This is a genomic window from Terrabacter sp. AAH1, from assembly GCF_054456855.1.
Genome location: NZ_JBTJJV010000003.1, coordinates 157,181 through 182,738 on the forward strand (window position 1 = coordinate 157,181; position 25,558 = coordinate 182,738).

The following is a 25,558-nucleotide window of genomic DNA, read 5'->3' on the forward strand; positions in this document are numbered from 1 at the left end:
TGCCTCGCTCACCCGCCCCGACGCGTACCGAAGTCGACCTCGGCCGCCGGCGTCACGTCGCCCTTGCGACCGGGAGCCTCGGACCAGCTCCAGTACGTGTTGGTGTGCGCGATGACCTGCTCGGGGCTGACGGGCACGCCCCACTGCCGGAGGTCCTCGGTGGTGTGAGCGTCCTCGACGAGCGTCGCGTCGTAGCCCCGGACGAGCGCGCCGTGCAGCGTCGAGCGGATGCAGGCGTCGGTCTGCGCCCCGGTGACGACGACGCGGCCGACCTCGTGCCGCGCGAGCAGCGACTCGAGGTTGGTGTCCTCGAACGAGTCACCGAAGCGCTTGTGCACGACCGGCTCGGACTCCTCGCGTGCCAGCTCGGGGACGTACTGCCAGCCGTCGGAGTCGACGGGCATGTTCTCGTCGGAGTGCTGCACCCAGATGACGGGCACGTGCTCGTTGCGCGCCTTCTCGACGAGCGAGCCGATGCGGGCGATGACGCCGTCGCGGTCCCACGCGTCGGCGACGACCTGGTTCTGCACGTCGATGACGAGGAGCGCGGTGTTGGGTCGTCCTTCGAGGGTCGTCATGGTCCGACGCTACGCCGCGGCACCGACACCGCGGCGGCGCAGCAGACCGAGGGTTCAGCGGGCGCCGGGTCAGCGAGTGCCGGGTTCAGCCGGCGACGAGCAGGCAGAACGGGTGCCCCGCCGGATCGGCGAGCACGACGAGTGCCTCGTCGGGGTCAGCCGTGCGGTCGAGCCGCAGCTCGGCGCCCAGGGCCAGCGCCCGGTCGCGGTGCCACTCGAGCTCGGCGAAGGTCGGCACCGCGTAGTCGACGTGCAGCTGCATCGGCACGTCGTGCGCGGGCCACGTCGCGCGCGGTAGCGGTGCGTCGACCTGCTGGAACGCCAGCCGTCGCACCCCGTCGGCGTCGAGCAGCACCAGCCAGTCCGAGTCGTCGTCGCTGCCGTCGGGCGGCGGCTCGTCGCCCGGCCGGTAGTGCAGCCCGAGCAGCTCGCGGTAGAACTCCGCCAGGCCACGGGCGTCCTCGGTGTCGAGCGCCGTGTGCATGAGCCGTGGGTAGCCCTCTTCGGTCATCGACGCTCCTCGCTCGAGCCGGCCGTACGCGGACGCGTCCAGCCTAGGAGCCCGTACCGGCTCGACCGGGTTACCGTGCCGTTGTGGAGCCCCTGACCGACCGCACGGTCTCGTGGCGGCCCGCGGTCGCGGGCGTCGCGGAGGTCTTCCACGCGCAGTGGCACGACCACGCCTACCCGGGTCACACCCACGACACGTGGACGCTGCTCGTCGTCGACGACGGCGTCATCGGCTACGACCTCGACCGGCACGACCACACTGCGGTCCGCTCGGGTGTCACGCTGCTGCCACCGCACGTGGTGCACGACGGCCGGGCCCTGACCGCCGGCGGCTTCCGCAAGCGCGTCGTCTACCTCGAGGAGGACGTCATCGCACCGGCCCTCGTGGGCCGCGCCGTCGACGCGCCGCTCGTGCCGGACGCCGACCTGCGGCACGCGGTGTCACTGCTCGACCGGGCCCTCGTCGCCCGCGACGACCTCGAGGCCGAGTCGCGCCTGGCCCTCGTCGTCGAGCGGCTCACCACCCATCTCGTATGCCGGGCGCCTGAGCCTGCGTCCCCCGCGGCGTCCCTCTCGGCGTCCGCGCGCGGCGCGCGTACCGGCCGCGTGGCGGCACTCGCGCGAGAGGCGTTCGACGCCGACCCGGTGGGCACCGACGGTGTGGCAGCCGTGGCTGCCTCCCTCGGGGTCACGACAGCACACCTCGTGCGCTCCTTCGTGAACGCGTACGGCATCGCACCGCACCAGTACGTCGTCGGTCGCCGGCTCGACCTCGCACGTCGCCGGCTGCGCGACGGGGTGCCCGCGGCCCTCGTCGCGACCGAGGCCGGCTTCTACGACCAGGCCCATCTGACGCGCCACTTCAAACGGTTCCTCGGCATGACGCCGGCCCGCTACCAACGCAGCGCCTGACGCCACGGGCGTCGAGGACCCTGCCGTGCGGCATACGGGCTCGGGCGTGTGATCGGGCGCTCGCTGGCGTGAGACGACTCCACCTGCGCGATCTCGTGACCGATCTGGCATGACATCAACGACGTACAAGACGCGACCCTGCCCCGGCCGGACGATCGAGGCATGAGTGACCTGCTGACCCCGCCGTTCGACACCAAGATCGCCGTCATCGTGCGCGACGACCTCGAGGCCTGGCAGCGCCTCAACGTCACCGCGTTCCTCGTCAGCGGCGTGACGGCGGCGCACCCCGAGCTCGTCGGCGAGCCGTACGCCGACGCCGACGGCCGCACCTACCTGCCCCTGCTCGGCATGCCGGTGCTCGTCTTCGAGGGCGACGCCGCAGCCGTCACCGCCTCGCACGAGCGTGCCCTGCGCCGCGGCACCCCGGTGGCCGTCTACACGCGCGACATGTTCGCCACCGGCCACGACGCGGACAACCGCGCGGCCGTCGCCGCCGTGCCGACCGCCCACCTCGACCTCGTGGGCCTCGCGCTGCACGGCCCGAAGAACGCCGTCGACCGCATCCTCAAGGGCTCGCGCCTGCACCCCTGACGTGCGGGCGGATGCGATGCTGGGCCTGCCATGACGAACCCGACCCACCCCTCCCGCGAGCTGACCATCACGTCGGCCGCCAACCCCCGCCTCAAGGGCCTGCTCGGCCTGCGCCGCCGCCGCACCCGCGAGGAGACGGGGCAGACCCTCGTCGAGGGCTACGAGGAGATCGGCCTCGCCCTGTCTGCCGGGGTGCGACCGGGCACCGTCTACGTCTGCGAGGAGCTCTTCAGCCCCGCGGGCCGCGCCGGCAGCCAGGACATCGGTCACCAGACCGACCTGCTCGCCCGGCTGCGAGACGACCGCGTCGAGGTCGTGCACCTGAGCCGTGGCGCCTTCGAGAAGGTCAGCTACCGCGAGGGGCCCGACGGTCTGCTCGCCGTGGTCGACCGCGTCGGCGTCACGCTCGACGACCTGCGTGTCGACGGACCCGACCACCTCACCCTGCTCAGCCAGGGCGTCGAGAAGCCCGGCAACCTCGGCGCCATGCTCCGCACCGCCGACGCGGCCGGGGTCGACGCCGTCGTCGCGGCCGACCCCGTCACCGACTGGGGCAACCCCAACGTCGTGCGCGCGAGCAAGGGAACGGTCTTCGCCGTGCCCGCCGCGAGCGCGACGACCGCCGACGCCGTCGCATGGCTCGAGGTCAACGACATCCGCCTCGTCGTCACGACCCCCGAGACCGACCTGCTCCACACCGACGTCGACTACACGGGCCGCGTCGCGGTCGCCGTCGGCAGCGAGAAGCACGGCGCCGACCGCACCCTCCTCGAGGCTGCCACGCACCGGGTGCGGATCCCCATGCACGGCAAGGCCAACAGCCTCAACGTCGCAGCCTCCGCCGCCATCGTGCTCTACGAGGCGGTGCGCCAGCGCGACCTGCGCTGACCCTCCCGAGGTGGCGTGACGGCGTACGCGATGACGGCCGGGTTACGCGCGTGTGACGCGTGAGGTGGGCGTCGAGGGGCAGGGGAGGGGTGGTCAAGAGCACCCCTTGGCGTGTGTCACGATGTCTTGTATGCGAGTTGACCACGTCTCCTATGCAGCAGAGGCCGGTGGCCTCAAGGCCACCGCCGACCGGCTGTCGAAGCTCATCGGCGTCCCCGCGGTCGACGGCGGGGTGCACCCCCGTTTCGGCACGCGCAACGTGATCTTCCCCCTGGCCAAGGACCACTACCTCGAGGTCGTCGAGGTGCTCGACCACCCGGCGTCCGACAAGGCCCCGTTCGGCCAGGCCGTGCGCGCTGCGTCCGAGGCCGGCGGCGGCTGGCTCGGGTGGGTCGTCGCGGTCGACGACATCTCCGTCGTCGAGCAGCGCCTCGGCCGCGAGTCGGTCCCGGGCAACCGGCACCGCCCCGACGGCACCGAGCTCAAGTGGCGCCAGCTCGGCATCAAGGGCCTCATGGCCGACCCGCAGGTGCCCTACTTCATCGAGTGGGACGACATGACGGTCCACCCGTCGGCGGGTGCCGACACGGCCGTCTCGATCGACAACCTCCAGATCGCCGGTGACCCCAAGCGCGTGCGCGAGTGGCTCGGCCCGGAGGACACCTTCGACAAGGGCGGCATCGACTTCACGTTCGTCGCGCCGCACGGCACGCCCGGCCTGCTGTCGGTCACCTTCGACACCCCCGACGGCAAGGTCACCATCTGACCCAGCCCCTCAGCTCGCACGCGACGGCGGTCACCCCACGGGGGTGGCCGCCGTTCGTCGTTGCGAGACGACCCGGCAGGGCGGACGCCGGTCAGCGGGGCCAGCGCTTGAGGCGCAGCGAGTTCGTGACGACCAGGACGGACGAGAGAGCCATCGCAGCGCCGGCGACCATCGGGTTGAGCAGCCCGAAGGCGGCGAGCGGGATCGCAGCCGTGTTGTAGCCGAACGCCCAGGCGAGGTTCTGCTTGATGACGCGCAGCGTCTGCCGCGAGAGACCGATGGCGTCTGCGACCGCGTCGAGGTCGGTGCGCACGAGCACGATGTCGGCGGAGTCCATCGCGACGTCGGTGCCCGAGCCCATGGCGAGCCCGAGGTCGGCCTGCGCGAGCGCGGCGGCGTCGTTGACGCCGTCGCCGACCATCGCGACCACCTGGTGCTGCTGCTGCAGCTCGGTGACGATCCGGTGCTTGTCGGCGGGCATCACGTCGGAGCGCACGTGGGAGGACGGGATGCCGACCTGCTCGGCGACGCTGCGCGCGTTGGAGGCGCTGTCGCCGGTCAGCAGGTAGGGGGTCAGGCCGAGCGCGCGCAGGCGGTCGATGGCGGCCTTCGACGTGTCGCGCACGGTGTCCTCGACCGTGAGGGCGGCCTGGGCGACGCCGTCCCAGCCGACGAAGACGGTGGTGCCGGCCTGGCGCGAGGCGTGCTCGACGAGCGCGGGGTCGACGCTCTCGAAGAGTGCTGCCTTGCCCACCGTCACCTCGGTGTCCTTGATGCGGGCGCTCGCGCCCTCGCCGGGGTTGGACTGGAAGTCGCGGATGCGCGGCAGGTCGATGCGGGCCAGTGCCGCGCCGTCGACGATCGCCCGGGCGATGGGGTGCTCGCTGCCCTGCTCGACCGCCGCCGCAGCAGTGAGGGCGGCCTTCTTCGAAAGCCGGCCGCGCACCGCGATGCGGCGCAGCCGCAGCTCACCGGTGGTGACGGTGCCCGTCTTGTCGAGCACGACCGTGTCGACGCGGCGGGTGTCCTCGAGCACCTGGGGACCCTTGATGAGGGTGCCGAGCTGCGCGCCGCGGCCGGTGCCGACGAGCAGCGCGGTCGGCGTCGCGAGCCCGAGCGCGCAGGGGCAGGCGATGATGAGCACGGTCACGGCGACGGCGAGCGACCGCGAGAGGTCGTGGCCGGTCGCCAGCCAGGCGACGAACGTGACGAGCGCGATGGCGAGGACGGCCGGGACGAAGACGGCCGACACGCGGTCGGCGAGCCGCTGCACCTTGGCCTTGCCCGTCTGCGCGGTCTCGACGAGCCGCTGGATGCCGGCGAGCATCGTCTCGGAACCGACCCGGCGGGCCTCGACGACGATGCGCCCGGTGGTGTTGACGGAACCGCCCGTGACGGCGTCGCCCGGGCCGACGTCGACGGGGGTGGACTCGCCCGTGACCAGGCTGGCGTCGACGGCGCTGGACCCGTCGAGCACGACACCGTCGGTCGCGACCTTCTCGCCGGGGCGCACGATGAACTGGTCGCCGACGACGAGCTGCTCGACGGGCACCCGGGTCTCGCTCGTGGTGCGGGTCTGCGGGTCGATGCGCAGCACCGCGACGTCCTTGGCGCCGAGGTCGAGCAGCGAGCGCAGGGCGTCCTTGCCGGAGTCCTTGGCGCGCGCCTCGAGGAAGCGGCCGGCGAGCAGGAACGTCGTCACGACGGCGGCCACCTCGAAGTAGAGGTGCGTCTCGTCGCCGGTGCCCGTCAGCAGCTCGACGACGGAGTAGCCGTAGGCCGCCGCGACCCCGAGCGACACCAGGGTGTCCATCGTCGAGGCAAGGTGGCGGGCGTTGACGGCGGCGGCGCGGTGGAACGGCCAGGCGCACCAGAGCACCACCGGCGTCGACAGGAGCAGCTGCAGCCACGGGCTCGCGGCGAGCGAGGGCAGGAAGGTCGCGAGCACCAGCACCGGAACGGTGAGCGCCACCGCGGCGACGAGGCGCGGCCGGATGACGTCCTGGGCCGGGGTGTGCTCGAGGTGGTCGGCGGGGTCTTGCGCGTCGTGCCGCTCGTGCCCGTCGTGGTCGTGGCGGCCTCCGCCGTCGGGAGCGGAACCCGACGGGCTGCCGGGCGCGGCGTGCGGCCCGCGCGCGTTCGTCGTGGTCGTCCTGGCGGGCCGGTCGGGGCGGACCTTCTGCCGCGCCAGCTCCTGGGCGCGCAGCTTCTCGAGCAAGGCACCCGCCGCTGGGCGCGCGGTCTCGGACGGGGCGGCATACGGGCTCGGGGACGTGGCGGCACCGACGACGGTGGCGCCGTAGCCGGTCTTCTGCACCTCGGCGACGATCTGGTCGACGGTGACCGGTGCCGAGAAGGAGACGAGGGCCTTCTCGGTGGCGAGGTTGACGGTCGCGGACTCGACGCCGGCGACCTTGGACAGCTTGCGCTCGATGCGCGCGGAGCAGGAGGCGCAGGTCATGCCGGTGATGGCGAGCCGGACCTCCTCAGGGGGCCGCTCGTCGGGCGTCACCGGTGCCCGCCCCTCGGTCATCGGACGCTGTAACCCGCCTCGGCGACGGCGTCGGCGACGACCACCGGGTCGAGGGGGGCCTCGCTCGTGATGGTGACGGGAGAGTCCTCGCCGGGGTGCAGGTCGACCGCGACCGCCATGACGCCGGGCAGGGCCGACAGCTCCTGGCTGACCGCTGCGCTGCAGTGCCCGCACGTCATGCCTGCGACGGTGATCTCGGTCTGGGTGCTCATCGGGTGCCTCCTCGGCGGTCGGGCTCGGTTCTGGGGTGCCTCAGCTGCGGACGAGGCGGGCGATGGCGTCGGCGGCCTCTCGCACCTTCTCCTGGGCGGCCTCGTCGGACTCGCGGGCGGCGTCGACGACGCAGTGGGACACGTGGTCCTCGAGCAGGCCGAGGCTGACGGCCTGGAGCGCCTTGGTGATGGCGCTGACCTGGGTCAGGATGTCGATGCAGTACGTGTCGGTGTCGACCATCTTCTGCACGCCGCGCACCTGCCCCTCGATGCGGCGCAGCCGCTTCAGGTAGTCGTCCTTGCTGCCGGTGTATCCGGGCACGTCGCCACCTCCTCTCCGTCGACAACAGCATACCCAGGTGGGGTATTCCGCACCACGTCGCGACTCACCTCTGCTCCTCGGTGAGGGTGGCGGCGAGCCGCTTCGGCGCCTTGGTGAGCCAGGCGTCCGTGAGCACCTCGCGCAGCTCGGCCACGGTCACCTTCGGCAGGTCGCGCTCGAGGAGGAGCACGGCGTTGTAGCCGTTCCAGTGCGCGGTCGTGAACCACGGGCTCGCGTCGTCACCCACCATGGCCTCCTTGTCCTCCGCCGTGCACGAGAAGGCCAGCACGTCGTCGTAGAGCTCGCCGGTCTCGGGGTCGAAGGCGTCCTTGCGGGGGCCTCTGGCGAACGCGAACGTCCTGCCCCTGACCTGGTATGCCGGCCGGCCGCCCTTGGGTGGGTCGCGCGTGACCTCGGGCAGGGAGAGGGCGATCTCGTCGAGATCGGCCAACCGGGCCCTGCGGGATGGCGCCATGCCACAGCACGGTAGCCGGGAGCGCACGCGCGCGACAGGAGCGACGCGGCCTGCCGTCGGGCCGAAGGCCCCCAGATACCCCTGGCGGGTATGCGCGGCATGGGTTATGGTGACATCGAGATACCCCCCGCGGGTATCGAAACAGAAACCTCATCGCAGCCGGAAGGACCACCACCATGAGCCAGACCACCAGCACCTGGACCGTCGTCGGGATGACGTGCGGCCACTGCGTCTCGTCCGTCTCGGAGGAGGTCGGTGCTCTCGCCGGGGTCGAGCGCGTCGAGGTCGACCTCGAGACCGGCCGGCTCACCCTGACCTCCGTCGGCGTCGTCGACGAGGCGGACGTGCGCGCCGCCGTCGAGGAGGCCGGCTACGAGCTCGCGGGTGCGTCATGAGCGTCGGCGAGCGAGTCGCCCGGCTGGGCACGCCGTCCCGGGTCGCCGGCTTCGTGCTCGGCCTGGGCGCGCTCTTCGGCGGGGCCCTTGCGGTCGGCTCGGCCGTCGGGCCCACCGATGCCACGACTACTGCTGCTCCCCATGCAGCGGGCGGGCACGGCGCCGCCTCGACCACCGGTCACGGCTCGGCCGGCTCCGAGCCCGGGTCGCCGGTCTCGTCCGCGCTGCCCGGCGGGCTCACCGTCGCCCAGGACGGCTACGCGCTGCGCCTGGCCTCCGCGACTGCCGTCGCGGGCCGGGCCGTCCCCGTGTCTTTCACCGTGACGGGGCCGGGCGGGACCGCGGTCACGGCGTTCGACGTCCAGCACGAGAAGCGGCTGCACCTCATCGCGGTGCGCCGCGACCAGAGCGGCTTTCAGCACGTCCACCCCACGCTCGCCGCCGACGGCACGTGGACGACGGCCCTCGACCTGACACCGGGCACGTGGCGGCTCTTCGCCGACTTCAAGGCCTCGGGCGGCGAGGCGCTCACCCTCGGCAGCGACCTGTCCGTGGCCGGCGCCTTCACGCCGGTCAGCGCGGCGCCGGTCTCGCGCACCGCCGTCGTCGACGGCTACACCGTCACGCTGACCGGCGACCTCGTCGCGGGCCGCGACGCCCGCCTAGGCCTCACCGTCACCAAGGACGGCCGGCCGGTCACCGACCTCGACCCCTACCTCGGCGCGTACGGCCACCTCGTCGCCCTCCGCGACGGCGACCTCGCCTACCTGCACGTCCACCCGGACGGCGAGCCCGGCGACGGTCGCACCACCGCCGGCCCCGAGGTCGTCTTCCACACGACGGTGCCGAGCGCCGGCGGCTACCGCCTCCACCTCGACTTCCAGCACCACGGCGTGGTGCGCACCGCCTCGTTCGTCGTGACGGCCTCCGAGGCCGCCGAGGCCGCCAAGGCCCCCGCGCCCGAGCCGGCGACTGCCCCCACCTCCGAGCCGACGCAGACAGGAGACTCCGATGGCCACGGCCACTGACCCGACGCCCGTCCTGGCCTCGCTGCGCCTCCCCGACGCCAGCGGGGCTCCTGGCGCGCCGACCCTGCCCGACGCGACGGTCGAGCTCGACGTCACGGGCATGACCTGCGCCTCGTGCGCCAACCGCATCGAGCGCAAGCTCAACAAGCTCGAGGGCGTCACCGCGACGGTCAACTACGCGACCGAGAAGGCGCGCGTCACGGTGCCCGACACCGTCTCGGTGGCCGACCTCGTCCGCACCGTCGAGGAGGCCGGCTACGGCGCGACGGTGCCGGCGCCGCCGGCGACGACGTCGCAGGGGCAGGGCGACGAGGCCGGCGTGGGCGCCGAGGGGAACGACCCGGCATACGACCGCGTGCGTCGGCTGCGCGAGCGCCTCCTCGTGTCCACGGTGCTCACCGTTCCGGTCATCGCGATGTCGATGGCGCCGGCGCTGCAGTTCACCTACTGGCAGTGGGCCTCGCTGACGCTGGCGGCGCCCGTTGTCGTCTGGGGAGCGTGGCCGTTCCACCGCGCGGCCTGGACGAACCTGCGGCACGGCACCACGACGATGGACACGCTCGTGTCGATGGGCACGATCGCGGCGTTCGGCTGGTCGCTGTGGGCCCTCTTCCTCGGCGAGGCCGGCGCGCCCGGCATGGTGCACCCGTTCGAGCTGACGGTGGCGCGTTCCGACGGCTCGGGCAACCTCTACCTGGAGGTCGCGGCCGGTGTCACGACGTTCCTGCTCGCCGGACGCTACGCGGAGGCACGCTCGAAGCGGCAGGCCGGCGCGGCCCTGCGGGCCCTGCTCGAGATGGGTGCCAAGGACGTCGCGGTCCTGCGGCCCGGTCTCGACGGACGTGAGGTCGAGGAGCGCGTGCCGGTCGGGTCCCTCACCGCCGGAACGCGGTTCGTCGTCCGGCCGGGCGAGAAGGTCGCGACCGACGGCGTCGTCGAGGACGGCTCGTCGGCGGTCGACGCGTCGATGCTCACGGGCGAGTCGGTGCCCGTCGACGTCGGCCCCGGAGACGCCGTCGTCGGCGCCACCGTCAACGCCGGTGGCCGCCTCGTCGTGCGCGCCACCCGGGTGGGCGCCGACACCCAGCTCGCCCAGATGGCCCGCCTCGTCGAGGACGCCCAGAACGGCAAGGCCCAGGTTCAGCGGCTCGCCGACCGGGTGTCGGGCATCTTCGTGCCGGTGGTCATCGCGATCGCCGTCGCGACGCTCGGCTACTGGCTCGGCACGGGGAACGGGACCGCGACCGCCTTCACCGCAGCCGTCGCGGTTCTCATCATCGCCTGCCCGTGCGCCCTGGGCCTCGCGACGCCGACGGCGCTCATGGTCGGCACCGGCCGCGGGGCCCAGCTGGGCATCCTCATCAAGGGGCCCGAGGTGCTGGAGTCGACGCGCCGGGTCGACACCGTCGTGCTCGACAAGACGGGCACGGTGACGACCGGCCGGATGCAGCTGCGGGACGTCGTGCCGACCGGGGGCGCGTCGGCCGACGAGGTGCTGCTGCTCGCGGGCGCCGTCGAGGACGCGTCCGAGCACCCCGTGGCCCGGGCCGTCGCGTCGGGCGCCCGCGACCGGCTGGACGGGTCGGCGGGCCTGCCGACCGTGACGGACTTCGCGAACAGCGAGGGCCTCGGGGTCCGGGGCGTCGTGACCGTGGACGGGGCGGCTCACGAGGTCGTCGTGGGGCGCGCGTCGTTCGTGGAGCGGCGCGGCGTCGACATGCCGGTCGAGCTGGCCACCGCGATGCGGCGGGCCGAGGAGTCGGGTGGCACGGCGGTCGTCGTCGCCTGGGACGGGACGGCGCAGGGCGTGCTCGTCGTCGCCGACACGGTCAAGCCGACGTCGGCGGAGGCGATCAGCCGGCTGCGCGGGCTGGGCCTGCGGCCCGTGCTGCTCACGGGCGACAACGCGGCGACCGCGCGCGCCGTCGCCGCCGAGGTCGGGATCGCCCCGGAGGACGTCGTCGCCGAGGTGCTGCCTGCCGGCAAGGTCGACGTCGTCAAGCAGCTGCAGGACGAGGGCCGGGTCGTCGCCATGGTGGGCGACGGCGTGAACGACGCCGCGGCGCTCGCCCAGGCCGACCTCGGCCTCGCGATGGGCACCGGCACGGACGTGGCGATCGAGGCCGGCGACCTGACGCTCGTGCGTGGCGACCTGCGCGTGGCCGCCGACGCGATCCGGCTCTCGCGGCGCACGCTGGCGACCATCAAGGGCAACCTGTTCTGGGCCTTCGCCTACAACGTCGCTGCCCTGCCGCTGGCCGCGGCCGGTCTGCTCAACCCGATGCTCGCGGGCGCGGCGATGGCGTTCTCGTCGGTCTTCGTCGTGACGAACAGCCTGCGCCTGCGCGGCTTCCGCCCGGGCGCCTGAAGGGGGATCCCCCCGTCGATGCACGAACCCGCCTCGCGGTGGGCCACCCTGCGTGGGTGGCCCGCTCGGGGCGGGGTTCGTGCGTCCGGCCGGGAACCGGGGCGCAGGCCGTCAGGCGAGGTGGTCGTCGACGAGGCGGCTCGCCAGCGCGGTGTAGGTCTGCGGGGTCAGCGCGACGAAGCGGGCCTCGACGTCTGCCGGCAGCCCGAGGCCGCGCACGAACTCGCGCACCTCATCGCCGCCGACGCGGCGGCCACGGGTCAGCTCCTTGAGCCGCTCGTAGGGCTCCTCCATGCCCGGAACGCCCTGCGCGCCAAGGGCCCTCATGGCCGACTGGATCGGCTCGCCGAGCACCTCCCAGTTGGCCTCGAGGTCGGCGGCCATGCGCTCGGGCACGGCGTCGAGCCCGGCGAGGCCACGCGCCACGTTGTCGAGGGCGAGCATCGAGTGCCCGAACGCAGTGCCGATGTTGCGCTGCATCGACGAGTCGGTGAGGTCGCGCTGCAGACGGCTCTGGACCAGCGTGCCGCCGAGCACGTCGAGCAGCGCGTTGCTCACCTCGAGGTTGGCCTCGGCGTTCTCGAAGCGGATCGGGTTGACCTTGTGGGGCATCGTCGAGCTGCCGACCGTGCCCTGGCCGCGCACCTGGGCGAAGTAGCCCATCGAGATGTAGGTCCACACGTCGGTGCAGAGGTTGTGCAGGATGCGGTTGAAGCGCGCGACGTCGGCGTAGAGCTCGGCCTGCCAGTCGTGGCTCTCGATCTGGGTCGTCAGCGGGTTCCACGTGAGGCCGAGGCCCTCGACGAAGGCGCGCGACACGGCGGGCCAGTCGACATCGGGCAGCGCGAGCGCGTGGGCGCCGAACGTGCCGGTGGCGCCGTTGAACTTGCCGAGGTACTCCTGCTTGTCGATGCGCCGCAGCTGACGGCCGAGACGGTGCGCGAGGACGGCGAGCTCCTTGCCCATCGTCGTCGGCGTGGCCGGCTGGCCGTGGGTGTGGGCGAGCAGCGGGACGTCCTTGAGCTCGCGCGCCATCTGCGACACCTGCTCGACGAGCGACTGCGCCTTGGGCAGCCACACCTGCTCGACGGCGCCCTTGACCATGAGGGCGTAGGAGAGGTTGTTGATGTCCTCGCTCGTGCAGCCGAAGTGGATGAGCTCGGCGAGGCCCTTGTCGGCCTCGGCCGGGGCGATCTCGGCGAGGCGCTTCTTGAGGAGGTACTCGACCGCCTTGACGTCGTGCACCGTGACCCGCTCGATCTCGCCGAGCTCGGCCACCTCGTCGGGTCCGAAGTCCTCGACGACCGCGCGCAGCGCCGCCACCTCGTCGTCGCTCAGCTTGCGCACACCCGGCACGACGCCGTTGGTCGTCTGGTGCACGAGCCACTCGACCTCGACGTGCACGCGCTGCCGGTTGAGGGCCGCCTCGGAGAGGTGGTCGACGAGGGGCGCGACGGCGGCGCGGTAGCGGCCGTCGAGCGCCCCGAGCGCGATGGGCGGGGTTGCGTCAGCAAGCGAAGCCATGCCGACATCCTCCCAGAGCGGGAGGAGTGGTTCGTATGCCGTCCGCCGCGCTCGGGAGGCGACGTGCAGTCCCGGCCACACGGCATACGCCACCGGTCTGTGCGAGCGTCAGTCCAGGTCGGGCACGAGGAGTGAGAAGACCTCTCCCTCCGGCCCGCTCAGCACGGCACCGAGCCCGAACGGCCCGTCGAACGGCGGCTGCAGCACGGTGGCGCCGTTGACGAGGGCCCGTTCCAGCGAACGGTCCACGTCGTGCGTGGCGAACGACGCGACCCAGTGGGAGGGGATCGTCGCCGGCCAGTCGTCGCTGATCTCGGAGAGGCCGTATGCCGGGTTGCCGTCGCCCGTGTGCGCGGTCGACCAGCGCGGGCCGTCGGGCTCGGTCTCGTCGGTGAACTCGTGGCCGAAGACGGCGTGCTGGAACGCCTGCACCTGGTCGTAGGCGCGGGTCAGCAGCTCGTTCCACGTCAGCGACCCGGGCTCGTCGAGGAGGCCGCTGCCGGGCAGGTCGCGCGGCTGCCACACCCCGAAGTACGTGCCACCGGGGTCGACGGCGATGAGGGTGCTCGCCAGGGCGCCGAGGGGGACGGGCCGACCGATCGTGCGGCCGCCGTAGGTGTTGATGGCCTGCGCGGCGACGTCGATGTCACCGACGCGCAGGTAGGTGGTCCACTGGCTGGGGATCGGGGCGTTGTCGGGCTTGCGGCTGATCCCGGCGACGGGGTGGCCGTCGAGCAACGCCATCGTGTAGCCGCCGGTGGCGGCGTCGCCGGCGATCCACTGCCAACCGAAGAGCTCGGTGTAGAAGCGTTTCGCCTGGGGGACGTCGCTGACGAGCAGGTCGACCCAGCAAGGGGATCCATAGGGATAGTCGGGCACAGTCAGGCTCGGGTCTCGCGTCGGGGTCAGGGCCGACCGGTCTCAGGCCGGTCGTCGAGGACGCCCGGTCGACCGTCCAGCCGGCGGTCCAGCTGGTCCCTGACGTGGTGAAGGATGCCACGGCAGGCCGCCTCCACCTCAACGAAACACCGGGCGAAGTGGTCCTCGCCGCCGTACCAGGGGTCGCCGGTCTCGAGGGTGCCCGCCGCGACCGCCTCGGGGTCGAACTCGCGCACGAGCCGGATCTTGCGGCGGTTGGCCTCCGTGCGGGCCAGCCGCTGGAGCGTGCGCACGTGTCCCTCGTCGGACGCCAGCACGAGGTCGACGTCGTCGAACTCGGCAGGGTCGAACTCGCGAGCGCGGTGCCGGCTGCCGTCGTAGCCGTGCCGGGCCAGCTCGGCGACGGTGCGGGGGTCGGCGTGCTCGCCGACGTGCCAGTCACCGGTGCCGCTCGAGCTGACCGTCACGTGCTCGCGCAGACCGGCGTCGTCGACCATCCGCTGGAGGATCACGTGACCCATGGGCGACCTGCAGATGTTGCCGCTGCACACGAACGTGACGTGGACGGGGCGAGGCGACATGATCCCCATTGAACACCGCGAACGTCGGCGGGAAGGCCGAAGCGATCCGACTCGTCGACCGGACATTCCGGACAGTCGTGCACGGCCCGGTGGCGGGGTGGCTGCGCGCCCCGTCGCAGTGGCGGACGAGCGGTGTCGGGGCCGGTGTCGGGGCCGGTGTCGGGGCCGGTGTCGGTGGGGGATGACATGGTCCTCGCATGACGACGACACCGCAGGCGGCACAGGGGACGGGCGCCCCGGAGGCGCTCGAGGCCCGTTTCGTCGAGCTCGCGCTGGCCCGTGACCTCGACGGCATCGTCGGGCTGTATGCCGCCGACGCCGTCGTGAGCCTGCCGCTGGGCCGCGAGGCGGCCGGGCACGAGGCGATCCGCGCAGCCTTCGCCGCGGCGCTCGCGGCCGAGGCCCTCGGGCCGTTCGACGGCGCGGTCCTGTCGCGGGCCGTCGTCGCGGGTGACCTCGCGATGACCACGTCGTCGTGCAGCGACGGTTCGGTGCGCACCCAGGTCGCGCGTCGCACGTCTGACGGGCGGTGGGTGTGGGTGCGCGATGGCTCGCGGCTGCGCGGCGTCCCGGCGTGCCTGCCCGTCGACTCGGCGCCCCTCGCCGTGGCGTAGCGTCGCTCTGTGACTGACGCCTCCCCCGGACCGGACACCCGTGTCGAGGCCGCCGCACCCGGGCGCCGGTCACACCTCATCGACCTCACCCCGCTGCGTGTCAGCCCCGCCTTCGCGCGGCTGTGGTTCGGCAACACCCTCGCCGGCATCGGCACCTTCGTCACCAACACCGCCGTCGGCCTGCACATCTACGACCTGACGCGCTCGACCTTCATGGTCTCGCTCGTGGCGTGGTTCTCGTTGCTCCCGATGGTCGTCGCCGGGCTCTACGGCGGGGCGATCGCCGACCGTTTCGACCGGCGCACCGTCGCGTTGTCCGCGTCGACCGTGGCCTGGGCCTCGACCGTGGTCCTCGCGACGGTCGCGTGGCTCGGGGCCGAGCACGTCTGGATGTTCTACGTCATCACGACGGTCAACGCCGTCGCCGCGACGATCGCGTCGGCGACGCGGCAGGCGATCACCCCACGGCTGCTGCCCAAGGAGCAGCTGCCGAAAGCCGCTGCGCTGCTTGGTATCTCGGCGGGCGTGATGGTGACGGTCGGGCCGGGTGTCGCGGGGGTGCTCGTCGCCCGCGCCGGCTACGCCTGGACCTACACGATCGACGTCATCCTCTTCTTCGCCGGGTTCTTCGGCCTCTGGACGCTGCCCCGCATCCGGCCCGAGGGCGACCGGCCGGCGGCCGGGGGGTTCCGGTCGGTCGTCGACGGGCTCGCGCACCTGCGCCGGGCGCCGAACGTCCGCATGAGCTTCGTCGTCGACATCATCGCGATGACCTTCGGGCAGCCCATGGTGCTCTTCCCGGCGGTCGGCGCCATCGTCATCGGCGGCGGCTCGGTGACGGCCGGCATCCTCCTCGCGTCGTTCGCCGTCGGCGGCATCCTCTCCAGCCTCGGCTCGGGGCGGGTGACCGGGCTGCGCTGGCAGGGCAGGGCGATCCGCGACTCGATCGTCGCGTACGGCCTCGGCATCCTCGCCTTCGGCACCGTGCTCGCGGTCACGACCCTCAGTGGCTCCGCCGTCGCGTCGATGGACTTCGGCGACGTCAACCGGTGGGCGCTCGCCGGCGCGGCCCTGTGCCTCGCCGTCTCGGGTGGCGCCGACAACATCAGCGCGATCTTCCGCCAGTCGATCCTGCAGTCGGCCGTGCCAGACCAGCTGCGGGGGCGCACCCAGGGCGTCTTCACCGTCGTCGTGACCGGCGGGCCACGGCTGGGTCAGATGTTCGCCGGCACGGTGGCCACCCTGACGGCGGCGACGTGGGTGCCGTCCGTCGTCGGCGGCGTCCTCGTCGTGGTGCTCGTCGTCGTCACGGTCGCCCGGGTCCCGTCGTTCCGCGACTACGACGCCCTCGACCCGCGTCCCTGACGCAGGGGGCTCGGGCTGCCCGAGCCACTCGGACTGCTGGGCTGCTCGCGGCTACTCGACGGTCGCGGGGGGCAGGGTCCCCGGCTGCACGAGCCCCGTCTCGTACGCGTGGATGACCAGGTGCACCCGGTCGCGTACGCGCAGCTTCACGAGCAGGTGACCGATGTGGGTCTTGACGCTGCTCTCGGCCACGTAGAGCCCTTCGGCGATCTGGGCGTTGGTCTGGCCGCGGGCCACGAGCTTGAGCACGTCGAGCTCACGGGGCGTCAGGTCGGTCTCGGGGGTCGCGTTCGAGGGCACGGGCAGGAACCGGGCGTAGAGATCCAGCAGCCTGCGGGTGACGCCCGGGGCCAGCAGCGCATCGCCGGCTGCCACGGTGTGCACCGCCTGGAGCAGCTCCTCCGCGGTCGCGTCCTTGAGCAGGAAGCCGCTCGCGCCGACCCGCAGCGCGCTGATGATGTACTCGTCGAGGTCGAAGGTCGTCATGACGATGACCCGCGGCGAGTCGCCGGAGCCGTGGACGATCCGCCGGGTCGCCTCGATGCCGTCCATCACCGGCATCCGGATGTCGATGAGCGCCACGTCGGGTGCGCTGGTGCGGGCCAGCTCGACGGCCTGCTCGCCGTTGCCCGCCTCGGCGACCACCTCGATGTCGGAGCCGGTCTCGAGGCAGTCACGCAGGGCGGTCCGCATGAGCGGCTGGTCCTCGGCGACGAGCACCCGGATCTTCACGCGGCACCGCCGGCGCTGATCGGCAGGCGTGCGTCGACGACGAACCCGCCGCCGTCCGCCGGGCCCAGCAGGATGGTCCCCCCGACCGAGGCGACCCGCTGTCGCATCCCCTCCAGTCCGCGGCCGGACGACCCGACCTGGCTGCGCCCACCGCCGTGGTCGCGGACGACCACGCGCAGGACGCCGGGGACCTCGGTGCCGAAGTCGACGCGTACCTCCACGGGTGACCCGGCCGCGTGCTTGAGGGCGTTGCTCAGGCCCTCCTGCACGATCCGGAAGGCGTTGAGCTCGATCGCGGGCGAGAGCGGCCGCCGCTCGCCGGTGACCTCGAGGCGGACGACGGTGCCCGCCTGGACGACGCTGTCGACGAGACCCTCGAGCTGACCCAGGCGGGGGGAGGTCGTCGGGAGGGCGTCCCCCGGCTCCGCGTGGAGCACCCCGACGAGGCGCCGCATGTCGGCGAGCGCGCTCTTGCCGAGCGACTCGATCGAGGAGAGCGCGTCGCGTACGGCGGTGGCCTCCCCCTCCAGGCCCCGACGGGCGGTGGACGCCCGGAGCACGATCACCCCGACGTCACTGGAGACGATGTCGTGCAGCTCGCGGGCGATCGTCGCGCGCTCGCGTGCGGACGACAGCGCGGCGAGCGTGGCGCGCTCGCGGGCGAGCTGAGCGGCGCGGTCCTCGAGCAGGCGGGCGTGCTGCTCGAGCAGCTGCGTGCGGCCCTTCTGGAGGCGGACACCGCGGCCGAGCGACCACGCGCAGACCAGCGTGGTCACCTCGGTCAGCGCCTCCTCGTAGTCGCCCGGGCTGAGGAACACGAGGACCCCCACGGCCATGACCGCGCACACGACGAACAACGACCAGGCCGACCGTGCGAGCGGCCACAGCTGCGCCGTCGTGTACACGGCGATGATTACGACGAACGGGAGGGCGGCCACCGAGTAGCGCTGCCAGTAGCGCAGGAACGTGGTGCCGACGCTCACGACGAGCACGACGGCGGGCAGCCTGCGGCGCCAGGGCAACACGGACATGCCGAGCAGGATCTCGACCTCCCCGACCGCGTCGGGGAGGTTGTAGTGCTGGTCGGAGTCGTCGCCCTCGAGGGTCAGCGACGACTGGTCGAGGTAGCTCACGAGGGTGAGCGCGGTGACGACGACGGCGATGACCACGTCGACCGCCGGCGGCCGCCAGCTGCGGTGGCCGGTCGGTGGTCCGCCCGGGGTGCCGGGCGGTCGGAACGCAGTCGAGGTGACCATGTCGGGGAAGTCACCAGCCTCCCCCCGTGGGTGGAGGACGACGTCACCCGAGGGGCGCTCGTCACCGCCGCGAAGGACCAGCTCCGCCTTCGCGCGGAGGAGGCCGAGACGGTCCCCTGGCTGGACGACCATGCGACCACCTCCAACTAGCGTCAACTCTCAGTAAAGACGCCCTGCAGTGGGAGGGGTTCGAAATGGGGATTCCGGGACTGCGTCGCAGGACAGCTGCGCCGCCGGCTGGGCAGGCGGGTCCGCTCGAGGCGTCGGCTGAAGGGTCGGTGACCCGCGGGCCCGGCCGAACGCGGGAGGGCACGCCCCGCTTCGGGCGGCTCGCCATCGCCGCTGCCGTCGGTGTCCTCGTGCTCGCCGGCACACAGCTGGGGTCGGCGAAGGTCGACTTCCTCCCGGAGTTCATGCCCCCGGCGGTCCAGGTGCAGACGGAGGCCCTCGGGCTGTCCGCGGCCGAGGTCGAGCAGCTCATCACCGTGCCCCTCGAGCAGGACCTCCTCAACGGTGTCCCGTGGCTCGACCACATCCACTCCCGCTCGCAGTCCGGGCTGTCGGCCATCGACGTGGTCTTCGAGCCGGGCACCGAGCTGTATGCCGCCCGCCAGATGGTGCAGGAGCGGCTCACCCAGGCGCACGCACTCCCCAACGTGGGCAGCGCGCCCGTCATGGTCGAGCCCCTCGCGTCGGCGAGCCGGGTGTCGATGATCGGTCTCACGTCCAAGAGCGTCTCGCTCATCGACATGTCCGTCCTCGCGCGCTGGAAGGTGCGTCCGAGGCTCATGGGCATCCCCGGTGTGGCCAACGTGTCCGTCTACGGCATGCGTGACCGGCAGCTGCAGATCCAGGCCGACCCCGCGACCCTGAGCAGCAAGGGCGTCACGCTGACCCAGGTCATCGAGACGGCCGGCAACGCCCTGTGGGTCTCACCGCTGACCTTCGTCGAGGCCTCGACGCCCGGAACCGGCGGCTTCGTCGAGGGCCAGACCCAGCGGCTCGCCGTCCAGCACATCCTGCCGATCACGACCGCGGACACCCTCGGCCAGGTGACGATCGAGGGCACCACGCCGCCGCTGAAGCTGTCCGACGTCACGAAGGTCATCGAGGACCACCAGCCCCTCATCGGCGACGCCGTGAACGCCGACCCGACGCTCTTCCTCGTCGTGCAGAAGTTCCCCGGAGCCGACACGGCAGAGGTCACCCGCTCGGTCGAGGAGGCGATGGCGAGCCTCGCGCCCGGACTCGGCGGCATCACGGTCGACACCTCGGTCTACCGGCCGGCGACCTACCTCGAGAGCGCCACTCGCAGCATCGGCCTGACGGGCGGACTGGCGCTGCTCGTCCTCCTGCTGGGCAGCTGGGCGCTGTTCCGCTCGTGGCGCCCCGCGCTCGTCGTGGGGGCGGCCGTCACGGTCACCCTGGCCGGCACCTTCACCGTGCTCTACCTGCTCGGCGAGACGTTCACGAGCATCACCCTGTCGGCGATGCTCGTCGCGACCGTGGTGACCTTCGCGGTGGCCACGGCCGACGTCGACGGCGTCCGAGCCCAGGCCCGGGCGCAGGAGCAGGCGCCGCACCGCCTTCCCCCGGGCGAGCTCGTGGCTCGGACCCTGCGCCGCACCCTGCGCAACACGGCCGTGGCTCTCCTCGTCGGTGCCCTGGCCCTGACCCCGACCCTGGCCCTCGGCCCCTCCGCGGCAGCGTTCAGCCGCCCCCTCGTCGCCGCCCTCGCCCTGTCGATGGGCGTCGGTCTGGTGGTGTCGCTGACCCTGACGCCGGCCCTGACCCATCTGCTCATGCAGGGTCCACCGCGGCCGGAGGCGTCATGGGCCTCGCTCAGGCGCGCGACGGACGCGGTCCGGCGGGTCGCCGAACGCTTCTCCCAGTCGCACGGGCTCGCCTGGGCCGCAGCGGGAGTGCTGCTGCTCGTCGCGCTCACGGCGCTTCCCCAGCTGTCGAGCACCTCCCTCGTGCCGCAGGCACGTGACCGTGACGTGCTCCTCACCCTCCAGGCCGCGCCGGGCACGTCCCTCCCGGAGATGAACCGCATCGCAGGTCTGATGGCCTCGAAGCTGCAGGCCGTCGACGGCGTGACCCACGTGGCCGGCCACAACGGCCGCGCCGTGACCTCCGACCAGCTCGGCGACGTCAACGCCGGCGAGCTGTGGCTGCGTCTGGACGACGCAGCCGACTACGGGACGACGCGGGCTGCCATCGACCGCGTGGCGCACGGTTTCCCCGGCGTACGCGTCGACCAGCTCACCTACACGCAGGACCGGCTCGCCGCCGCCACGGCCGGGGGTGAGCACGGCGTCATGGTGCGCGTGCTCGGTCAGGACCTGCCCAGCCTCCGGGCGACGGCCGAGCAGGTGGCGGACCAGCTGTCCGAGGTCTCCGGCCTCTCCGCTGCGCGGGTCCTGGCGACGCCGATGCAACCCACCGTCCGGGTCGAGGTCGACCTGGACGCGGCGAAGCGCTACGACCTGCGCCCGGGCGACGTCCGCCGTGAGGCGACGACGCTCGTCTCGGGCCTCACCGTCGGCAACCTCTACGAGCAGGCGAAGGTCTTCGACGTCGTGGTGCTCGGCACGCCGACCGCTCGGGCCAACCTCTCGACCCTGGCCGACGTCCGGATCGACACCCCGTCCGGCAAGCAGGTCCGGCTCGGTGACGTCGCCAAGCTCAGTGTCGGGCCCGAACCGGCCTCGATCGTGCACGACCAGGTGATGCGCTCGGTCGAGGTCGTCGCCGAGGTCACCGGCTCCGACGCGCAGGGCGTGCTCGACGACGTCCGCACCGCGGCCGCCCGAGTGTCCATGCCCAGCGAGGCACACCTGCAGGTGATCGGCAACGCCGTCGACCGGCAGTCGGACCTGCGCCGGGTCGGGCTCGTGGCGCTCGGGGTGCTCATCGCCATCCTCCTCGTCCTGCAGGCGGCGATCGGGAGATGGCGGCCGGCGGCCCTCCTGCTCCTGCTGGCACCTCTCGGCGGGGCGGGCAGCATCGGCGTCGCGCCCCTCGTGGGTGGGTTCGGCACCCTCGGCCCGATGCTCGGCTTCCTGACCGTCACCCTGCTGACGCTCGTCGGCGGGCTGGCGACGGTGCGCAGCCTCCAGTTCGAAGCCGAGGAGGCGAACGCGTCCGCGGCCGCCGACGGGTCGCCCATCGCCGTCGCGGCCGCACGTTCCGAGCTGACCCGCAGCAGGATCGTGCCCGTGGTCCGGACCGCCCTGATCACCGCGCTGGCTCTCCTGCCGGCCGTGGTGCTCGGTGACCGGGCCGGTTCCGAGGTGTTCCGGCCGTTCGCCCTCACCGTCATCGGCGGCCTCGTCACGAGCGTCCTCGTGGTCCTGCTCGTCGTCCCAGCCCTGTGTGCCGACACCAAGGAGGTGGACCGATGAGCATCGCCCGGTCCCTGTCGTCCGTGGCGGGCGTGGTCGCTCTCGCCTTCACCGTCACCGCCTGCTCCGCCGAACCCGAGCCGACGCCGGAGCCACCCTCCGTCGTCGAGGACGTCGCCGGCAGCGAGGTGAAGTCCGTCGCGCTGCGCGCCGACGCCGCCGAGGCCATCGGCCTCGAGACGGCAGCGGTCGCCAGGGCGACCACAGCCGGGCGCCTGACCATCCCGTACTCCGCCGTCGTCTACTACCTCGACGGGACGACGTGGACGTATGCGGAGACCGGCGAGCACAAGTACCAGCGGGCCCCGATCACGGTCGCCGGCATCGAGGGTGACGTCGCCACGCTCACCGCCGGCCCGGCTGTCGGCACCCCGGTCGTCGTCGTCGGCGCGCCGGAGGTGCTCGGTGCCGAGCTGGAGATAGACGGCGAGCAGTGAAGCCGCGGCGTTCGGCCATCGCCTGGATCGTCCGGACCAGCCTGAGCCTGCGCTTCATCGTCGTGGCCGCCTCGGTGGCGCTCATGGTCGTCGGCATCACGTCCATGTCACGGATGCGCGTCGACGTCTTCCCGGAGTTCGCACCGCCGCGCGTCGTCATCCAGACGGCGAGCGTGGGCCTGTCGACCTCCGACGTCGAGGAGCTCGTGACCGTCCCGCTGGAGCAGGGCCTCAACGGGCTCCAGGGCCTGGAGGACATGCGTTCCCGCTCGGTGCCCCAGCTGTCGTCCATCGAGCTGCTGTTCTCGGCCGACACCGACCTGCTCCACGCCCGGCAGCTCGTGCAGGAGCGGCTGGCCATCGTCTCGCCGACCCTGCCGACGTGGGCGGCGCCGCCGGTCATCCTCGCGCCGGTCTCCGCGACCGGCCGCGCGATGCAGATCGGGATGACCTCGTCGACGTCGTCGATCATCCAGATGTCGATGAGTGCCTACTGGAACATCCGGGCGCGGCTGCTTCAGGTGCCCGGCGTCGCCAACGTCGCCATCTGGAACGAGCGCCTCCAGCTCATGACGGTGCAGGCCGAGCCCGACCGCATGGCGACACGCAACGTCAGCCTCGACCAGGTCATGGAGACGACCGCAGCCGCTGTCGACTCGGGCCTGCTGCGCTTCTCCACCGGGAGCGTCATCGGCACGGGCGGCGTCATCGAGTCGGCGAACCAGCGGATGCCGGTGCGCAACGTCCTGCCCATCATCACTCCGGCCGACCTCGCCCAGGTGCCTGTGGAGGGCACGACGTCGCCGACGACCCTCGGCGACGTCGCCACGGTGGCCGAGGACCACCAGCCGCTCATCGGCAGTGCCGTCGTCAACGGTGAGCCGGGCGTGCTCCTCGTCGTCGAGAAGCTGCCGTGGGCCAACACGATCGACCTGACGGCCGGGGTCGAGAAGGCGATCGACGAGCTGCGGCCGGGGTTGCCCGACGTCGTCTTCGACACGCACGTCTTCCAGCAGGCCGACTTCGTCAAGCTCGCGATCTCCAACCTCTCGCAGGCGTTGTTCCTCGGGTTCCTGCTCGTCGTCGTGATCCTGCTGCTCTTCCTGTTCGAGTGGCGCGTCGCGCTGATCAGCCTGCTGACGATCCCGCTGTCGCTGATCATGGCGCTGCTCGTGCTGCACTGGCGCGGGGCGACGATCAACACGATGACGCTCGCCGGTCTCGTCATCGCCCTCGGCGCGGTCGTCGACGACGCCATCATCGACGCCGAGAACATCGTGCGAAGGCTGCGCGAGTCCCGCCTCGCCGGCGACGGGGAGCCGACGGCCTCGGTGATCCTGCGGGCCTCGCTCGAGGTGCGCAGCCCGATCGTCTACGCGACGTTCATCATCGTCGCCGCGTCGATCCCGGTCTTCCTGCTCGTCGGCCTGACGGGCGCGTTCTTCCGGCCGCTGGCGGTCACCTACACGCTCGCGATCCTGGCCTCGATGCTCGTCGCGCTCACCCTGACGCCGGCGCTCTGCCTCATCCTGCTGCGCAAGGCTCCCGTCGAACGGCACATGTCACCGGTCGTGCGCTGGCTGCAGAAGCACTACGCCGCCGGCCTGCGCCGCATCGTGGCCCGACCGCGACGGATCTACGCCTCCGCGGTGGTCGTGTTCCTGCTCGGGATCGGTGTCGGCTCGGGCCTCGGGCAGAGCCTGTTCCCGGCCTTCCAGGAGCGCGACTTCCTCATGCACTGGGTCGGCGTCCCGGGCACGTCCGTCGCCGAGACGGAGCGCACGACGACGGCCGTGAGCAAGGAGATCATGGCCGTGCCCGGCGTGCGCAGCTTCGGCGCCCACATCGGCCAGGCCCTGCTCGGCGAGGAGGTCTTCGGCGTCAACTTCGGCGAGAACTGGATCAGCCTCGCCCCCGACGCCGACTACACGGCCGCACGCGACCAGATCGACGAGATCGCCGCGAAGTACCCGGGGCTCTTCGCCGAGGTGCAGACCTACCTCGACGAACGCGTCGAGGAGGTGCTGACCGGTGGCAAGGAGCCGATCATCGTGCGCGTCTACGGCGAGGACCTGGACGTGCTGCGCGACAAGTCGGCCGAGATCCTCGACCTCATCGCGTCGGTGCCGGGCGTCGTCGACGCCCACACGGACATCTCGGCCGACATCCCGCAGGTCGACGTCGAGGTGAAGCTCGACGCCGCCGAGAAGCTCGGCCTCAAGCCCGGTGACGTCCGCCGGGCCGCAGCGACGATGGTGGCGGGCGAGGAGGTCGGCGACATCTTCCGGGCAGGGCGCGCGTACGACGTCGTCGTCTGGGGCACGCCCAGCAGCCGCGCTGACGTCAGCGCCCTCCAGCGGATGCCCATCGACACCCCGTCGGGCAAGAAGGTCCCGCTGAGCCAGGTGGCCACGGTCACCGTGGCGCCCAACCCCAACGCCATCGAGCGTCAGGGTGACTCCCGCCGGCTCGACGTCGGGGCCTCCGTCGAGGGTCGTGACCTGGCCTCCGTCGTGAACGACATCAACGCCAAGCTCAAGGGCGTCGAGTACCCCCTCGGCTACCACGCCGAGGTGCTCGGCGAGTACAAGGAGCTGCAGATGGCACAGAGCCGCCTCGTCACCTCCGCCGTCATCGCCGCGGTGCTCATCCTCCTGCTCCTGCAGGCGTCCTTCCGCAGCTGGCGGCTCGCCGCCCTCGTCTTCCTCACGCTGCCCATGGCGCTGGTGGGTGGGGTGCTCGCAGCCCGCGTCGGTGAGGGCATTCTGTCACTCGGCTCGATCGTCGGCTTCTTCACGGTCTTCGGCATCGCGGCGCGCAACAGCATCCTGCTCATCAACCACGCTCAGCACCTCGAGGAGGTCGAGGGTGAGCCGTTCGGCGTGGAGCTCGTCGTGCGCGCCGCCCGCGAGCGCCTCGCCCCGATCCTCATGACGACGCTCGCGACCGGGCTCGCGCTCGTGCCCCTCGTCGTCCTCGGCCAGCGGCCGGGCCACGAGATCGAGCACCCGCTGGCCGTGGTGATCCTCGGTGGCCTGCTCACCTCGACCATGCTCAGCCTGTTCGTCGTGCCGTCGCTCTACCTCCGGTTCCACCGCGCCGCGGCGACCGAGACGGCAACGGCCGCCGAGCTCGGCGTACGCGTGTGACCCCTCGAGTGCTCGCTCCCCGACGTCCTGGCGGGG

23 protein-coding genes are annotated in these 25,558 nt (G+C 72.5%); 12 read left to right on the plus strand and 11 right to left on the minus strand.

Features of this window, described 5'->3' with window-relative positions:
* Positions 1–8 precede the first annotated feature (8 nt).
* Complete coding sequence (locus ACXR8F_RS06815) at positions 9–578, minus strand: cysteine hydrolase family protein (protein ID WP_458799295.1); 570 nt, start codon at positions 576–578, stop codon at positions 9–11.
* A gap of 85 nt (positions 579–663) precedes the next feature.
* Positions 664–1,089 carry a VOC family protein gene (locus tag ACXR8F_RS06820; protein WP_458799296.1) on the minus strand — a complete coding sequence of 142 codons (426 nt, stop codon included), beginning with the start codon at positions 1,087–1,089 and terminating at the stop codon, positions 664–666.
* 83 nt (positions 1,090–1,172) lie between these two features.
* Between ACXR8F_RS06820 and ACXR8F_RS06825 the strand changes: the two genes are divergently transcribed.
* From ACXR8F_RS06825 to ACXR8F_RS06840, 4 genes are all read left to right on the plus strand, one after another.
* Complete coding sequence (locus ACXR8F_RS06825; protein WP_458799297.1) at positions 1,173–2,000, plus strand: AraC family transcriptional regulator; 828 nt, start codon at positions 1,173–1,175, stop codon at positions 1,998–2,000.
* Positions 2,001–2,162: 162 nt separating this feature from the next.
* Positions 2,163–2,591 (plus strand): DUF2000 family protein, encoded by a 429-nt coding sequence (locus ACXR8F_RS06830; protein WP_458799298.1) that lies wholly within the window; start codon positions 2,163–2,165, stop codon positions 2,589–2,591.
* A 30-nt stretch (positions 2,592–2,621) separates the two neighbouring features.
* Positions 2,622–3,479, plus strand: coding sequence for a TrmH family RNA methyltransferase (locus tag ACXR8F_RS06835; protein ID WP_458799299.1), 858 nt, complete (start codon positions 2,622–2,624; stop codon positions 3,477–3,479).
* 130 nt (positions 3,480–3,609) lie between these two features.
* On the plus strand, positions 3,610–4,245 hold the full coding sequence (locus ACXR8F_RS06840) for a VOC family protein (RefSeq protein ID WP_045189646.1): 636 nt from the start codon (positions 3,610–3,612) through the stop codon (positions 4,243–4,245).
* Between the two features lie 91 nt (positions 4,246–4,336).
* On the opposite strand, the gene ACXR8F_RS06845 is transcribed toward ACXR8F_RS06840, so the two are convergent.
* The 4 genes from ACXR8F_RS06845 to ACXR8F_RS06860 form a co-directional block, all read right to left on the minus strand.
* Positions 4,337–6,778, minus strand: a complete 2,442-nt coding sequence (locus ACXR8F_RS06845) for a heavy metal translocating P-type ATPase (protein ID WP_458799300.1) — start codon at positions 6,776–6,778, stop codon at positions 4,337–4,339.
* A complete protein-coding gene (locus ACXR8F_RS06850; protein ID WP_045189642.1) occupies positions 6,775–6,990 on the minus strand; it encodes a heavy-metal-associated domain-containing protein in 216 nt (71 codons plus the stop codon). Before ACXR8F_RS06850 ends, ACXR8F_RS06845 begins: the two co-directional genes overlap by 4 nt.
* Positions 6,991–7,030: 40 nt before the next feature.
* On the minus strand, positions 7,031–7,312 hold the full coding sequence (locus ACXR8F_RS06855) for a metal-sensitive transcriptional regulator (RefSeq protein ID WP_386054373.1): 282 nt from the start codon (positions 7,310–7,312) through the stop codon (positions 7,031–7,033).
* A 64-nt stretch (positions 7,313–7,376) separates the two neighbouring features.
* On the minus strand, positions 7,377–7,787 hold the full coding sequence (locus ACXR8F_RS06860) for an MmcQ/YjbR family DNA-binding protein (protein WP_458799301.1): 411 nt from the start codon (positions 7,785–7,787) through the stop codon (positions 7,377–7,379).
* Positions 7,788–7,963: 176 nt separating this feature from the next.
* On the opposite strand from ACXR8F_RS06860, the gene ACXR8F_RS06865 reads away from it, so the two are divergent.
* The 3 genes from ACXR8F_RS06865 to ACXR8F_RS06875 all read left to right on the plus strand — a co-directional run bounded on the left by ACXR8F_RS06865 (position 7,964) and on the right by ACXR8F_RS06875 (position 11,578).
* Positions 7,964–8,182: a heavy-metal-associated domain-containing protein gene (locus ACXR8F_RS06865; RefSeq protein WP_045189636.1), complete on the plus strand. Its 219-nt coding sequence runs from the start codon at positions 7,964–7,966 to the stop codon at positions 8,180–8,182.
* Positions 8,179–9,210: a hypothetical protein gene (locus tag ACXR8F_RS06870; RefSeq protein ID WP_458799302.1), complete on the plus strand. Its 1,032-nt coding sequence runs from the start codon at positions 8,179–8,181 to the stop codon at positions 9,208–9,210. The genes ACXR8F_RS06865 and ACXR8F_RS06870 overlap by 4 nt, the downstream gene beginning before the upstream one ends.
* 100 nt (positions 9,211–9,310) lie before the next feature.
* Entirely contained in the window at positions 9,311–11,578 is a 2,268-nt protein-coding gene (locus tag ACXR8F_RS06875; protein ID WP_458799566.1) for a heavy metal translocating P-type ATPase, read from the plus strand.
* Positions 11,579–11,689: 111 nt separating this feature from the next.
* Here ACXR8F_RS06875 and purB read toward each other — a convergent pair whose 3' ends face one another.
* The 3 genes from purB to ACXR8F_RS06890 form a co-directional block, all read right to left on the minus strand.
* Complete coding sequence (gene purB / locus ACXR8F_RS06880; RefSeq protein WP_458799303.1) at positions 11,690–13,102, minus strand: adenylosuccinate lyase; 1,413 nt, start codon at positions 13,100–13,102, stop codon at positions 11,690–11,692.
* Positions 13,103–13,210: 108 nt separating this feature from the next.
* Positions 13,211–13,981 carry a VOC family protein gene (locus tag ACXR8F_RS06885; protein ID WP_458799304.1) on the minus strand — a complete coding sequence of 257 codons (771 nt, stop codon included), beginning with the start codon at positions 13,979–13,981 and terminating at the stop codon, positions 13,211–13,213.
* Positions 13,982–14,007: 26 nt separating this feature from the next.
* Positions 14,008–14,562 (minus strand): low molecular weight protein-tyrosine-phosphatase, encoded by a 555-nt coding sequence (locus tag ACXR8F_RS06890; RefSeq protein ID WP_045189736.1) that lies wholly within the window; start codon positions 14,560–14,562, stop codon positions 14,008–14,010.
* 197 nt (positions 14,563–14,759) lie between these two features.
* Here ACXR8F_RS06890 and ACXR8F_RS06895 point away from each other — a divergent pair, with 197 nt between their 5' ends.
* On the plus strand, positions 14,760–15,176 hold the full coding sequence (locus ACXR8F_RS06895; RefSeq protein WP_458799305.1) for a YybH family protein: 417 nt from the start codon (positions 14,760–14,762) through the stop codon (positions 15,174–15,176).
* Between the two features lie 9 nt (positions 15,177–15,185).
* On the plus strand, positions 15,186–16,541 hold the full coding sequence (locus ACXR8F_RS06900; protein WP_458799306.1) for an MFS transporter: 1,356 nt from the start codon (positions 15,186–15,188) through the stop codon (positions 16,539–16,541).
* Between the two features lie 51 nt (positions 16,542–16,592).
* Here ACXR8F_RS06900 and ACXR8F_RS06905 read toward each other — a convergent pair whose 3' ends face one another.
* Both ACXR8F_RS06905 and ACXR8F_RS06910 read right to left on the minus strand, forming a co-directional pair.
* On the minus strand, positions 16,593–17,273 hold the full coding sequence (locus ACXR8F_RS06905) for a response regulator (protein ID WP_458799307.1): 681 nt from the start codon (positions 17,271–17,273) through the stop codon (positions 16,593–16,595).
* Positions 17,270–18,661: a sensor histidine kinase gene (locus ACXR8F_RS06910; RefSeq protein WP_458799308.1), complete on the minus strand. Its 1,392-nt coding sequence runs from the start codon at positions 18,659–18,661 to the stop codon at positions 17,270–17,272. Before ACXR8F_RS06910 ends, ACXR8F_RS06905 begins: the two co-directional genes overlap by 4 nt.
* Before the next feature lie 146 nt (positions 18,662–18,807).
* Between ACXR8F_RS06910 and ACXR8F_RS06915 the strand changes: the two genes are divergently transcribed.
* From ACXR8F_RS06915 to ACXR8F_RS06925, 3 genes are read left to right on the plus strand one after another with little or no spacing between them, the layout of a single operon-like run.
* Positions 18,808–21,936, plus strand: coding sequence for an efflux RND transporter permease subunit (locus tag ACXR8F_RS06915; RefSeq protein WP_458799309.1), 3,129 nt, complete (start codon positions 18,808–18,810; stop codon positions 21,934–21,936).
* Positions 21,933–22,373, plus strand: a complete 441-nt coding sequence (locus ACXR8F_RS06920) for a hypothetical protein (protein WP_458799310.1) — start codon at positions 21,933–21,935, stop codon at positions 22,371–22,373. Before ACXR8F_RS06915 ends, ACXR8F_RS06920 begins: the two co-directional genes overlap by 4 nt.
* Entirely contained in the window at positions 22,370–25,522 is a 3,153-nt protein-coding gene (locus tag ACXR8F_RS06925; protein WP_458799311.1) for an efflux RND transporter permease subunit, read from the plus strand. The genes ACXR8F_RS06920 and ACXR8F_RS06925 overlap by 4 nt, the downstream gene beginning before the upstream one ends.
* Positions 25,523–25,558: the final 36 nt, after the last annotated feature.